Source organism: Mycobacterium sp. ABE4_509 (genome assembly GCF_056160785.1).
Genome location: NZ_JBSWXU010000021.1, coordinates 41,897 through 56,560, shown reverse-complemented (window position 1 = coordinate 56,560; position 14,664 = coordinate 41,897). Strand labels below are relative to the sequence as shown.

Sequence of the window (14,664 nt, the reverse complement as noted above, 5' to 3'; positions counted from 1 at the left end):
GGCCCGCGGCGAGCAGATCGGCCTGCCCCAGGCCCGGGCGCAGGCCGAGAAGCTGATGGCCGAGCGGGAGGTTCGCGCCACCCTGTCCGCCGCCGAACAGCAGGGCACCGCCGCGAGGTACTTCGCGACCGACATCAACGACACCGCAGAGTTGCGACGCGTTCTCGACGAGGTTCGGCAGACGTTCGGACCCATCGCCGGTGTCGTGCACGGTGCCGGTGTCCTGGCCGACAGGCGTCTGGAGGATCTCGACGACGATCAGTTCCTCAAGGTGTTCAGGACCAAAGTCGTCGGCGCGGAGGCGCTGCTGGACGCCACGGCCCCCGATGATCTGCGATTCATCTCGCTGTTCTCCTCCATCGCCGCGCGAGCCGGGAATCCCGGGCAGTGCGCGTACGCAGCCGCCAACGCCGCCCTCGAGGCGATCGCGGCGCGCGAAGCCCAGCGGCGGGGCGGCGATTGCGTGGTCCGCGCATTCGGCTGGGGACCGTGGGACGGCGGGATGGTCGACGCGACGCTCAAGAGCCGCTTCCTCGAAGCCGGCGTGGGTGTCATCCCGATCGACGAAGGGGCACAGTTCTTCGCCGAGAACGCGTTGCGCCGCTCCACGGCCACCGCGGTCGTCGTCGCGGCGCCCGCCGAGGCGCGTCTGCAGGCGGCCCGGCTGGAATGGGACGTGTCGACCGAGATACTGCCGATGCTCGCCGACCATCAGGTTCGGGGCCGGGTCGTCATCCCCGTGGTCATCGTCCTCGATGCGATGCTGCGCGCGGCGCGCGGCCTGGTGGCGGACGCACGCCCGATCGTGCGGGACTTCCAGGTGCTGTCCGGGGTCACGTTCGCCGCCTGTGAGCATCAGGATCTCACGCTCGACTTCGAGCCGTCGGGATCGTCCTACATCGTCACCGTCCTCGACTGCGAGGGCCGCAAGCGCTACCGGGCCGTCGTGGACACCGGTGAGGGCACCGCCGCCGATCCGGCCCCGGGAGTGCCCGAGATCTCTGGCTCGCCCTGGCCGATGAGTGTCGGCGACGCATACGCGGGCCCGTTGTTCCACGGACCGCAGTTCGCGTCGATCGAGCACCTCGATGTCGTCGGATCCACCGGCGGCACAGCCAGCGTCAAAGGTCTGCGCGAGCTGGGGTGGCCGGATGGCAACTGGACCATCGACCCCGCGATGGTGGACGGCGGCCTGCAGCTGGGGATCCTGTGGGCCAGCGCGCAGGGGCACCCGCTGGTGCTGCCCGTGCGGGTCGGGCGTGCGGTGTTCCACCGCGCCCCCGGTGACGGCGGCACCATGTGCTGTCGCATTGCCGCACACCCCGTCAGCGACAAGCAGGTCGACTTCGACATCGTGATCGAGACCGCCGACGGCACACCGGTCGCCGAGCTCGCCGGCGTGGAGTTCTATGTCGCAGGCGCAGGGGCGGATACCTCGGCGTGAGCGATTTCGAGCCCGTCGCGATCGTCGGGAGAAGTTGCATCCTGCCTGGTGCAACCAGCCCGGCGGAACTGTTCGAGGCAACCAAGGGTGGACGCTGCCTGCTCACTCCCACCCCACGTGATGCCTGGCGCGGAGTGGATCCGGGGACGCTGCACAGCAGCCGACAGCCCGGGCTGCGGGTGGCGTCGGCCACCGGCGGCTACATCGAGCCCACCCCGGACATGTCGTCCGCGCCCGAGCTTGCGGGAATCGCCTCGCGCATAGCCGGTTTCGAGCGGCTCGACCCGATCGCGCACTGGCTCACCCGATGCGCGCACCGGGCGCTGTCCGGTTCACCCGTGGCGCCGGGGACAGGACTCATCGTCGGGAACCTGTCCTATCCCAGCACGCTGAACACCGCTTTCGTGGAGGGCTTCTGGAACCAGAGCCGTGACGGCGCCGGCAGAGACGCCACAGACCCGGTGGACCCGCGTAACCGGTTCTCCTCGGGGCTTCCGGTGCAGCTGGTCGCCGAAGCCATGCAGATGACCGGACCGGTGTTCGCCCTCGACGCGGCCTGTGCGTCGTCGCTCTACGCGATCAAGCTCGCCTGCGACGCCCTGCACGACGGGACCGCGGAGGTGATGCTCGCCGGCGGTGTCAACGGCGCCGACGACCTGTTCCTGCACCTGGGTTTCACGTCCCTGCAGGCACTCAGCCCGTCGGGGCGGTCCCGACCGTTTCACGCCGATGCCGACGGACTGGTTCCTGCGGCGGGCGCGGCGCTGGTCGCGTTGAAGCGACTCGAGGACGCCGAACGTTGCGGTGACCGGATCCTGGGTGTGATCACCGGGATCGGACTCTCCAACGACGGTCGTCAGAGCGGCTTTCTCGCCCCGGCGGTCTCCGGGCAGAAGCAGGCCATGGCTGCGGCGCTGGACCAGGCCGGGCTCACGCCGGCCGACATCGACTACGTCGACTGCCATGCCACCGGAACCGTCCTGGGCGATGCCATCGAGCTCGAGAGCGTCCTCGCCGCCTACGGTGAGGTGCCGCTGAAACTGGGGGCACTCAAGGGAAATCTGGGCCACACGATCACCGTCTCAGGGGCGGCGAGCCTGGTGAACGTGCTCTCGGCCATGCAGGCGTCGACGATTCCGCCTGTGCTGTGCGACAAACCGGCCCCGGCGCTGAACGACACCCCCTTCACCTTGACCACCACCGCTTCGTCGTGGGAGGGGACGATCAAGCGGGCGGCGGTCAGCAACTTCGGGTTCGGCGGAAACAATGCACACCTGATCGTCGAGACCCACGTTCCCTCCCGCCGCCCCATCCGTCGCCCGGCACCGCCGGTGGGCGAGGTCGTGATCTGCGGGATCGGTGTCGTCACCGGCGACGCGCAGGACGCAGAACTGTTCCGTCGCCGGGTGTTGGACCGCCCGGCGCAGCCCACCCCGCTCGATGCCGTCGAGCTCGAGCTCGCCGGGCTCGGGTTCCCGCCGAGCGAACTCAAGGCCAGCCTCAGTCAGCAAACCGCGATGCTGGCGGCCGCGGCACAGGCGCTCGAGCAGGTCAGCACCGACCCCGACCGCACGGGGGTTCTGGTCGGCATGGGTTGTGACGCCACCATCGCACGGCAGCGGCTGCGGGTGCTGCACGCCGACGATGACACCTGGCTGGCCGCCAACGCCGAGGCGGCACCACAGCTCACCGCCGACGGCGTCGTCGGAACCATGCCCAACATCCCGGCCAACCGCATCCACGCACAACGCAACTTCCGGGGATTCGGCTTCACCGTCTCCAGCGAGGAACTCTCCGGCATCACCGCGTTGCAGATCGGCGTGCGCGCGCTCCGCAGTGGCGAGCTCGACACCGTGGTCGCCGGTGCCGTGGACATGTGCTGCGAGCCGGCACACGAGCAGGCTTCGAACGCACTGGCAACCGATACCGAAGCGCCGCACGGTGACGCGGCGGTGGCCTTCGTCCTCAAGCGGCGCGCCGATGCCGAGGCCGCCGGCGACGAGATCCTCGCCGTCCTCGACACCGCCGCCGGCCCGGCGGACGCCGATGACGTGAACGAGAACTTCGCTGTGCACCGATTCGGACGTACGCACGCCGCCAGCGCTGCCACCGAGGTGGCAGCCGTCGTGGCGGCGCTGCGTTCGCGGGTGCGGGTCGACCGGGGCGGGGCCCAACCGGCGCCCGGACGCCGGCGCTGCTCGGTCCGGCTGGACTCCCTCGGCGGTCGCACCGACGCCGTGACCGTGACGGCGGACGCAGCGCCCGAACCCTTGGCCCTCGGCGTGGTTCCCGTCACGGAACGCTATGCGGCTGCGAGCAGAGCAGACTTGCTGGACCGAATGACACGCCAGGACCCGGGCGGTGACGGGCCGGTGCGGTGCTCATTGGTCGCCGACGCCGCATCCACGCTGGACAAGCTGAGGCGTTCGGCCCGGGACCGGCTGGCAGCGGGCCAGGCACCCGCCGGCCCGGGCATCGCATTCGCCGAGACGCCGATAGCCGGTGAACTGGCGTTCATGTTCACCGGCGCGGCCGCTGCCTACCCGGGCGCCGGCCGAGATCTGCTGCTGGCGTGGCCGGAGCTCGGCGACGCGCTGGCCGCACGCCTGTCCGGTGTCGGCGACCTGGCGCGGGCGATGTACGGCGACGGCATCACCGCGCTGGACCCGCGCGCCCAGCTCACCGGATGCGCACTGGTCTGTCAGGCGCACGCGGAGTTCTCCCGCACGGTTCTCGGCCTGACACCCGGCGCAGCGATCGGCCTGTCCTCGGGTGAGACGAACTCCATGTTGGCTTTCGGAGTCTGGCGCGATCTCGAACCGATGCTCGACGAGATCGAGGCCTCGGGCATGTACGGTGACCAGCTCACCGGCAGCTGTCGTGTCGCGGCAGCTGATTGGGGCCTGGGAGATCAGCCGGCGCCGTGGGAGTGCTGGCGAATCACCGCGCCGAGGGCCGCGATCGAGACGGCGCTGGCCGCCGAACCCCGGGCCTACATGACCATCGTCCAGGCACCCGACGACTGTGTGATCGGCGGCGAACCCGCCGCGTGCCGACGCGTGATCGATTCGATCGACGGCGCCGGTGCGATGCCACTCGGCTTGGACATGGTCATCCACTGCAGCGCCATGGCACCGTTCGCCGACACGTGGCGCCGTATTCACACCCGCACCACCCACGAGGCACCGGGGGTGCGGTTCTACACCAACGCGGGCAACCGGGCCTACACACCTACCAGGGAAGCTGCCGCCGAAGCGATCACCCAGCAGGCTGTCGAGCCGATCGACTTTCCCGCGACCGTGCTGCAAGCCTGGGAGGACGGAGTGCGCGTCTTCGTCGAACACGGGCCTCGCGGCATTCTCAGCGGTGCCATCCCGAAGATCCTCGGTGATCGCCCGCATCTGGTCGTGGCGCTGGACGCACAGGAACGCCGCGGCCTTCGCGCTCTCTCGGAATCGGTGAACAAACTGTGGGTGCATGGACTGCCGGTGGACGTCGACGCCGTCGATGCCCGTATGCGGCTGCTCCGCGAGCGATCCGGTTCGGCGCGGTCGGAGAAATCACGCACGATCACGCTGCCCGCTCACTGGCCCGATGTCGTGTCGGCGCCCGAGGAGCCGGCCCCCGACACGCCCGAGGATGGGAAGACATCGATGCCCGCATTGGACCCGGCAAGTATTCAAATGATGCCGCCGGCACCCGCACGCCCCGCGCCGTTGAACTTCTCTGAGGTCGAACTCGTTCCGGCTCGGACCGCGACGGTGACGAGCTCGGTCGGCCACGATTCGGGTACCCCCGAGCAGGTGAGTGGCAGGACGGCCGCAGCGCTGAGCCTGATCGCCTCGGTGGGTGAGGCCCAGTCCGTTTTCGTCGAGCGGCAGGCGCAGGCGCACGCATCGTTTCTGAAGATGCGCGGTGACCTGCTGGCCCTGGCCACCGGCCGGCATTCGCCGGCTCCACCCCCCGCCCCGAGCGCCACCGCGGCGGCACCGGTGGCCCCCGTGCCCGTCCCGGCGGAGCCACCGAGGCCGGCAGCCCCGGCGACGACCGGTGCACCGCCGGCGGAGACGGGCACGTCCGCGCCGGCGATCGACCGGCCCACACAGGTGCCTGTGCAACCCCCGACGACTCCGCGGGAGAGGCCGGGCCCGGCCGCGCCGCGACCCGACGAGCCGCTGTACGACCGCGCGCAGCTGGAAATCCTTGCCGGCGGAAATATTTCCGAGGTCTTCGGACCCCTTTTCGCCGAGCTGGACCAATACCCGCGGTTGGTTCGGATGCCTGAGCCCCCGTTGCTGTTCGCCGACCGGGTGATGAGCATCGACGGCGAGCCCGGGTCGATGGGGACGGGCCGGATCATCACCGAGACCGATGTCGTCGCCGACGCCTGGTACATGCACAACGGCCGGATGTCGCCCGGGGTGGTGATCGAGTCCGGCCAGGCCGACCTGCTGCTCGCGTCGTGGCTCGGCGCCGACTTCACCAACCGCAGCGAGCGCGTCTACCGCCTGCTGGGTTGCGACCTGACGTTCATGGGCGAACTCCCGCAGGGCGGCGACACCCTGCGCTACGAGATCCACATCGACGGCCACGCGAAGACGGGTGAAACCCGGCTGTTCTTCTTCCATTACGACTGCTACATCGGTGATCGGTTGATGATCTCGGTGCGCAATGGGCAGGCGGGTTTCTTCTCCGACGACGAGCTCGCCGAGTCCGACGGAGTGCTGTGGGATGCGACGTCGGACGCCCCGCGCGACGGCGCCCGCCGTGATGCTCCGCCCTGCGTGACGACCAAGCGGTCCTTCGACCGTGACGACCTCGACGCCTACATCCGCGGACACGCGTTCACCTGTTTCGGGCCAGGTTTCGAGCGGGCCGCAGCGCACACCCGTACACCCGCGACTCCCGGCGGGCGCCTGCGGCTGCTCGACGAGGTCGCCGAGTTCGACCCCGAGGGCGGGCCGTGGGGCCGGGGCTATCTGCGTGCGACGGCGGCGGTGCCGACCGATGCGTGGTTCTACGACGGACACTTCAAGAACGACCCCTGTATGCCCGGCACGCTGATGGCCGACGCGGCCACCCAGGCGCTGTCGTTCGCCATGGCCGCCTACGGATTCACCATCGAACGCGACGGCTGGCGGTTCGAACCGGTCCCGGACGAGATGGCGCGATTCGTCTGCCGCGGACAGGTGATCCCCGACTGGGACCACAACCTCGACTACGAGGTCTTCATCGAAGAGATCGTCGACGGCCCGACACCGACGGTGTACGCCGCGTTGCTGTGTCGTAGTGACGGCTTCAAAGTCTTCCACTGCCGCCGATTCGGGATGCGTCTCGTTCCGGACTGGCCGATGCCGGTGGCGCCCGGTCCGGTTCGAATCCTGGAGAACACAAAGGACGTTCGCGGCGATCAGGGCGCGCTGTTGGCCTGCGGTCGGGGCATGCCGTCGGATGCGTTCGGCGCCTTGTACGCTCCGTTCGACGGTACCCGCCGGGCGCCCCGGCTGCCCGACGAGCCGTACCACTTCATGTCACGGGTGCTCAGTGTGTCCAGCCCGCCGGGGGTGCCGACCAAGGGCGGCACCGTCGTCGCGGAGTACGACGTTCCGGCCGGCGAATGGTATTTCGCGGATGCCCACGTCGACGCGGTCCCGATGCCGGTGCTGATCGAAATCCTGCTTCAGCCGTGCGGCTGGCTGTCTTCGTACAACGGATTCGCCGCCAACCGTCCCGATGACGTGGTCTTCCGCAATCTCGACGGTGGCGAGGTCGTGCAGCGTCGCCCGGCACGGGTCGGCACGCTGCGGGTTACCTCGACCCTCGAACGGTTCGCCGACGGTGCCGGTTCGACCATCGTGTTCTTCGATGTCGTGTGTACCCAGCAGGACGAGATCGTCATGACGATGAAGACGGCGTTCGGCTTCTTCAGTCCCGACGCGCTGAAGAATCAGGTCGGGCTTCGAACCGACCCCGCTGCACTGGAAGCACTGTCCGAGCCGGCTCCGGTCGCGCTGTCCTACCGCGCCGAGGAACTCGACGGCGCACCGTGGCTGGACCAGGGTCGCCTCCAAGTGCTCGACCGGGTCAACTTCTGGCCGGGTGGGGGAGAAGCCGGTCTGGGCCGGCTCGTCGCGGAGTACGACGTCACCCCCGAGGCGTGGTTCTTCAAGGCTCACTTCTTCCAGGATCCAGTGCAGCCCGGTTCGCTGGGACTCGAGGCCATGCAGCAGGCGGCTCGCGCGCTGGCCCGGCTGGCCGGTCACGTCCCCGCCGGCGATGACTACGAGTTCGAGCCGGTCGCCCTGAATCAGATGTTCAGCTGGAAGTTCCGCGGCCAGGTGATCCCGACCAACAAGCGCACCCGATCCGAGATCGAGGTCGTCTCGGTGACGCCCGAGCAGCGCGGTGCCCTGGTCGTGTTCAACGGCAGGTTCTGGGTCGACAATCTGTGCATCTACGAGACGAGCGCGATGGGTGTGCGCGTCATCGGCCGGTTCTAGCAGTCGAGACCGCCGACCGCGCCGAATAGGCTATGCGAGTTCGGCTTCGCCGGATTCCTGGCCGCCGGGTTCCTAGTAGTCGGTCGGCCTGGCCGGTCCGGGTGCGGCGCCGTCCCGCTCGTCCCCGGGAAGCAGCAGCGCGCGCACCGCCGTTCGTGGTCCGGCCGGCCGGAGCATTGTGCTGGCCGGGCGGGGACGCACGATCAGCGGCCACCAGAACCACCGCCCGATCAGCGCGGCGATCGACGGAGTCAGGAACGACCGCACGACCAACGTGTCGATCAGCAGACCGATGCCGATGGTGGTGCCCACCTGCCCGATGACCTGCAGGTCACTGAACACCATCGCGGCCATCGTGAAGGCGAACACCAGGCCGGCATTCGTCACGACCTTGCCCGTCCCGCCCATCGCCCGGATGATGCCGGTGTTGATCCCGGCGCCGACCTCCTCCTTCATCCGGGAGACCAGCAGCAGGTTGTAGTCGGAGCCCACGCCCAGCAAAACGATGACGGCCATCGGAAGTACCATCCAGTGCAGCTGGATGCCGAAGATATACTGCCAGATCAGCACCGAGAGCCCGAAAGACGAGCCCAGGGAAAGGGCAACGGTACCGACGATCACCATGGAGGCCACCAGGCTTCGGGTGATGATGAGGATGATCACCAGGATCAGGCAGAGTGCGCTCACAGCAGCGATCAGCAGATCGTATTTGGAGCCTTCGCTGAAGTCCTGGAACGTCGACGCGGTGCCGGCCATGTAGATCCTGGCGTCACGCAGCGGCGTCGTCTTGAGCGCCTCCTCGGCCGCCGACTTGATCCGGTCGATACTCTCGATGCCCTCAGGCGTGCCCGGGTTGCCCTTGTGGGAGATGATGAATCGCGCGGCTTTTCCGTCCGGGGACAGGAACGAGCTCATCGCCCGCTGGAAGTCCGGGTTCTCGAAGACTTCCGGCGGCAGGTAGAAGGTGTCGTCGTTGTTGGCGGCGTCGTAGGCCTGCCCCATCGCCATCGCGTCCTGGTTCGAATCTTCGAGCGTGGAGAAGGATCCGGACATTGTGCTGTGCATCGTCAGCAGCATGTCGCGCATCGTCTTCATGATCGCGATCAACCGGGGCATCTGCTCGAGCAACTTGGGCAGCACCACGGCCAGCTTGTCCAGGTCCACTTCGAGTATCTGAACCTTCTCGGCGAGTTGGTCGATGCCGTCGAGCGCATCGAAGACATTCCGCAGTGACCAGCAGATCGGAATGTTGTAGCAGTGCGGCTCCCAGTACAGGTAGTTGCGTATCGGCCGGAAGAAGTCGTCGAAGTTGGCGACGTTGTCCCGCAGATCCTCCATCACGACTCTCAGGTCCTTGGTCAGCGCAATGGAGTTCAGCGTGACGTCGGTGATCTGCCGCTGGATGTCGTACATGTGCTCGGTGATCTGGATCTGCCTCTCCAGCATCTCCGTCTGGTCGAGCATGTCGTCGACCCGGTCCTGCATGAACTCCATCATTTGCTGCTGACTCGCGTTCTGCATGCTGATCAGGAACGGGATGGAGGTGCGTTCGATCGGTGTTCCCTCGGGTCTGGTGATGCCCTGGACCCGGGAGATCCCCTGGACCCGGAAGATGGCTTTCGCCAGTTTGTGCAGGACGATGAAGTCCGCCGGATTCCGCATGTCGTGGTCGGACTCGATCATCAAGATGTCGGGCATCATCCGGGCCTGCGAGAAATGCCGATCCGCGGCGTCGTAACCGACGTTCGCCGGAACATCGTCGGGGATGTAGCGGCGGTCGTCGTAACTCGTCTGGTATCCGGGGAGCGCAACCAGCCCGACGAGGGTGACCGCCAGCGTCGCGACGAAGATGGGACCGGGCCAGCGCACGATCGCGGTGCCTATCCGGCGCCAGCGACGGACCCCGATCACCCGGGTGGGGTCGAACAACCCGAAGCGGCCACCGATGGTCAGAACGGCCGGAACCAGCGTGAGCGCCACTCCCATCGCCACGAGCATGCCGATGGCACACGGCAGCCCGATGGTCTGGAAGATCGGCATCCGGGTGAAACTCAGGCACAGCAATGCACCGGTGATCGTCAGACCGGAGCCCACGACGACCGGGGCCACCCCGCGGTAGGTGGTGTAGAAGGCCGTTTCCCGGTCCGCACCGGACTGACGTGCCTCCTGGTACCGACCGAAGAAGAAGATCCCGTAGTCGGTGCCGGCCGCCATAGCGAGCGCGACCAGCAGGTTGATGGCGAACGTCGACAGCAGAAAGAAGTCGTTGTCGCCGAGGAACGCGACGATGCCGCGGGCCGTGAAGACTTCGATACCGACCGTGATCAACAGCGCCACGACGGTAAGCAGCGACCGGTAGACGATCATCAACACCGTGAAGATGATCAGTGCGCCGATCAGCGTCATCTTCAGTATGGACCGCTCCCCGCTGTGGGTCATGTCCGCGAGCAGCGGGGCACCGCCGGTGACGTAGACCTCCACGCCGGGAGGGGCAGGCATTCGGTCGACGATGTCGCGCACCGCATCCACCGATTGCTGTGCAAGCGACGAACCCTGGTCGCCGACCAGGTTCAACTGCACATACACGGCGTAGCCGTCGGGGCTCTGCGCGCCCGCCGCGGTGAGCCGATCCCCCCACAGGTCCTGCACGTGCGCGACATGCTGCGGGTCGTCGCGCAACGCCCGGACCAGTTCGTCGTAGTAGGCGCGAGCGTTGTCGGCGAGCGGTTGTTGCCCCTCGAGCACGATCATCGCCAGGCTGTCCGAATCGGATTCGCCGAACACCTCGCCCATGCGTGTCATGGCCTGCACGGACGGCGCGTCCTGGGGGCTCATCGGCACAGACTGTTCCCGGCCGACCTGTTCGAGCGAGGGGACCGCGAACGTCACCAACAGCGCCAGCGCCGCCCAGGCCAGCACGATGACGATCGAGAACCGGCGGATCGTGCGCGCGATGAAGGGGCGGGGCGTGCTTGCCGGCTTCATGTGGCAGCCACCGCGCCGCCGGTGCGGGCGCCGACGCGACGGCTGCTCCGGCCGCTACCGCGCTGTGCCACGATGATGCTGCTTCCCACGAATGTCCGCGCCGTTCTGATGGATCCGCCGCCTACTGCTGCTGGCTCTGCAGCAATGCGCGCACCAGCGGACGCGGTCCGGTGGGGCGGAGCAGGGCACTGGCCGGGCGGGGCCGGACCTGGGTCGGCCACCAGAACCACCGCCCCAACAGCGCGGCGATCGACGGCACCATGAGCGCGCGCACGACGAGGGTGTCGAACAGCAACCCCAGCGCGATCGTGGTGCCCACCTGACCGATGCTGCGCAGATCGCTGACCACCATCGAGCCCATGGTCGCGGCGAACACCAGACCTGCGGTCGTGACCACCTTGCCGGTGCCGCCCATGGCCCGGATGATGGCCGTGTTGATGCCGGCCCCCAGCTCGTCCTTGATTCGGGACACCAGCAGCAGGTTGTAGTCCGTGCCCACCGCGAGAATGGTGATCACCGCCATGACGAGCACGGCCCAGTGGATCTGGACGCCCAGCAGGTACTGCCAAACCAGGACGGAGACGCCGAAGGCCGCGCCCAGTGACACCAGCACAGTGCCGACGATCACGATGGCGGCGACCAGACTGCGGGTCATGATCAGCATGACGCTGAAGATCAGACAGATCGCCGCGACCACCGCGATCAGCAGGTCGTACTCGGATCCGATGATCATGTCCTTGGTCATCGCGGCGGTGCCGGTGAGATAGATCGACGAACCCTCGAGCGGTGTGCCCTTGAGCGCTTCCTCGGCCGCGGTGGTGATGGCGTCGACCATTTGGATGCCGTCCCGCGACGCCGGGTCGCCCTTCTGCATGATGAGCATCCGGGCGGCAGTCCCGTCCGGTGACAAGAAGATGTCCATGACGCGTTTGAAGTCTTCGTTCTCGAAGACGTCCGGCGGTATCCAGAACGAATCGTCGTTCTGGGCGGCGTCGAAGGCCTTGCCCATGGCAGTCGGGTTGTCGTTGGCGGTGTCCATCTGGCCGAAGACCCCGGACATGGTGCTGTGCATCGTGAGCATCATGGTGCGCATGCTCTGCATGATCGCGATCATCTCCGGGAACTGGATCAGGATCTGCGGCAGCAGCGCATCGAGCTGATCGAGGTTCACCACCAACTGATCGAGCTTCTCGGTCAGCTGATCGACACCGTCCAGCACGTCGAAAATGCTTCGCAGCGACCAGCAGATCGGAATGTTGTAGCAGTGCGGTTCCCAGTAGAAGTAGTTGCGGATCGGTCGCCAGAAGTCCTCGAAGTTGGCCACGTTGTCACGCAACTGCGCTGTGGTGTCTGCCATTTCATGCGTGGTGGCGACCATGGAGTGCGTCGTGGCGACCATCTCCTTCATCAGGTCGTACATGGTCTGCATGATCGCGATCATCTCGGTCAGCATGTTGGCCTGTTCGAGAAGATCGTCCATCCGCAGCTGCTGGAACTGCATGAACTGCTGCTGGCCGGCCTGCTGCGTGCTGAGCATGTAGGGGATGGTCGCGTGGTCGATCGGTTTGCCCTCGGGCCGCGTCACGGCCTGCACGCTGGAGATACCCGGAACCGCGAGAACGCCCTTGGCGAGTTTGTTCAGGACCAGGAAATCGGCTGGATTCCTCAGGTCGCGGTCGGTCTCGATCAAAAGGATCTCGGGCGTCATCATCGCTGACTGCGGGAAATGCCGCGCGGCGGCGGCCATGCCCTCGCTGGCCGGAATGTCGTCGGGAAGGAACTTCTGGTCGTTGTAGCTGGGCTTGAACCCCGACAGCGTCAACAACCCCAGCAGGGTGACCGCCATCGTCGCCACCAGTATCGGCGCGGGCCAGCGCACCACCGCCGTACCCACCCGGCGCCACCCGCGCACCCGCAGGTCCCGCTTGGGGTCGAACAGCCCGAAACGACTTCCGAGCGCGAGGACAGCCGGGAACATCGTGAGCGCGACCGACAGCGAGACCAACACCCCGACGGCACAGGGGAGGGCCAGGGCGGTGAAGAAGGGCAGCCGGGTGAAGCTCAGGCAGTACAGCGCTCCGGCAGTGGTCAGGCCCGACGCCAGTACGACTTTCGCGGTTCCCCGGTAGGTGGTGTAGAAGGCCGTGACCCTGTCCTCGCCGGCTTGACGCGCTTCCTGGTAGCGGCCGACGAAGAAGATCCCGTAGTCGGTTCCGGCCGCGATGCACAGCGCCACCAGCAGATTCACCGCGAACGTGGTGAGGCCGATCACCTCGGTCTGGCCGAGGAGTGCGACGACCCCTCGGGCGGTCAGCAGCAGTATGCCGACCGACGCCAGCAGCAGCATCACGCTGATCACCGACCGGTACACCAGCAGCAGCATCACGAAGATCACGGCGATGCTGACGACGGTGATCAGGATGACGGTCCGGTTGCCGCTCTCGCCGACATCGGCCGCGATCGCCGAGGGACCGGTGACGAAGGCCTGCACCCCTGGCGGGGCAGGTGTCTGGGCGACGATGCCGCGCACCGCGGCCACGGCGGCGACAGCCTGCTCCGGACCGCCGGCGAGCCCGACTTGCACGTATGCGGCCTTGCCGTCGGCGCTCTCCGCCGCGCCCCTGGTGAGTTCGTCACCCCAGAAGTCCTGGACTGACTGCACGTGTTCGGGATCGTCGTCCAGTTGGCGAATCAGGCTGTCGTAGTACTGCCGCGCGTCCTCACCGAGGGGTTCCTGGCCCTCGAGGACGATCATCACGATCCCGCTGGATTCCGGTGTGTCGAAGGCGTCGCTCAGGCGCTCGGAGGCTTGGAAGGACGGTGCGTCGGTGGGATTGAGGGGTACCGAATGCTGCTGGGCGACCTGCTCGAGTGACGGCAGGCCGGTGGTCAGGGCAACCGCGATCGCCAGCCACCCGAGGATGATCAGCGGTGAGAACCGGTGGATCGTCTTCGCCACCAGCGGTCGAGTGCTCTGCAACTGATGGTTGCTCATGCGGCCTTCAGCACGCAGGACGTGAAGGTGCTGGCTTCGTGCGTCTCGATCTTCTCGTCCTTGAGCACGCCGTCGACCAGGATGCGGCAGCCGAGGCTGCCGCTGTCACCCTGCGCCGCGATGCTGCCGATGCTGGCGGCCGTGGTGATGGGGAATTCCAGCGACCACGGCAGCGGTACCCCTTCGAGGAACTCCGGATCCCCGTTCTCGTCGAAGTAGCTGATCTGGGCCACCGTTCCTGGCGGCCCGAAGATCTCGTATCTCAGGATCTTGGGGTCGACCGGTTCGACCGGCTCGTTCCTGGTGTCGCCATAGGAAATCGAGTCGTCCGAGCCGAACACCCCGTGCAGTCGCGACACCGTCAACGCTCCGGCGCCGAGGACGGCCAGAATCACCAGCGGAATCCACAGCCGCATGAGGAACCGGAGAACCGCGACACCCGGATTGCGCCGGCGCTTGCGGGTGCCGGATTGCGTCGAGGGAGCAGCCGGCTTCCGGCGCCCCAGCCGACCGCGGCCACCGGACTGTCTACCGGCGTCCTGGTGGCCTTCGTTGCCGACATCGGACTGTTCAGCGTCAAGGTCGGGCAAACTGCCGTCGACCACCGGACCCACCTTTCCACCTTTCCACCGGTTTCCGCATCTGGCATCAGGCCAGTCGATCGGACTTGCACCCGAGAACAATCGGCCGCGACACCCCGCGTTACACCGGATGCGGATGGCGTCACACGCTATCCGTTC

5 protein-coding genes are annotated in these 14,664 nt (G+C 67.3%); 2 read left to right on the top strand and 3 right to left on the bottom strand.

Features of this window, described 5'->3' with window-relative positions; genetic code table 11:
- Positions 1 to 1,444: SDR family NAD(P)-dependent oxidoreductase (locus ACXAID_RS07310; protein ID WP_475021527.1), on the top strand; the 1,444-nt coding region annotated here is incomplete at its 5' end.
- A complete protein-coding gene (locus tag ACXAID_RS07305; RefSeq protein WP_475021526.1) occupies positions 1,441 to 7,944 on the top strand; it encodes a beta-ketoacyl synthase N-terminal-like domain-containing protein in 6,504 nt (2,167 codons plus the stop codon). The genes ACXAID_RS07310 and ACXAID_RS07305, both read left to right, overlap by 4 nt.
- 72 nt (positions 7,945 to 8,016) lie before the next feature.
- Here the strand turns inward: ACXAID_RS07305 and ACXAID_RS07300 are convergent, their stop codons facing one another.
- The 3 genes from ACXAID_RS07300 to ACXAID_RS07290 all read right to left on the bottom strand — a co-directional run bounded on the left by ACXAID_RS07300 (position 8,017) and on the right by ACXAID_RS07290 (position 14,340).
- Positions 8,017 to 10,929 (bottom strand): MMPL/RND family transporter, encoded by a 2,913-nt coding sequence (locus ACXAID_RS07300; RefSeq protein WP_475021525.1) that lies wholly within the window; start codon positions 10,927 to 10,929, stop codon positions 8,017 to 8,019.
- Positions 10,930 to 11,050: 121 nt separating this feature from the next.
- On the bottom strand, positions 11,051 to 13,924 hold the full coding sequence (locus ACXAID_RS07295) for an MMPL/RND family transporter (RefSeq protein ID WP_475021524.1): 2,874 nt from the start codon (positions 13,922 to 13,924) through the stop codon (positions 11,051 to 11,053).
- On the bottom strand, positions 13,921 to 14,340 hold the full coding sequence (locus tag ACXAID_RS07290) for an MmpS family transport accessory protein (protein ID WP_475021532.1): 420 nt from the start codon (positions 14,338 to 14,340) through the stop codon (positions 13,921 to 13,923). Before ACXAID_RS07290 ends, ACXAID_RS07295 begins: the two co-directional genes overlap by 4 nt.
- Positions 14,341 to 14,664: the final 324 nt, after the last annotated feature.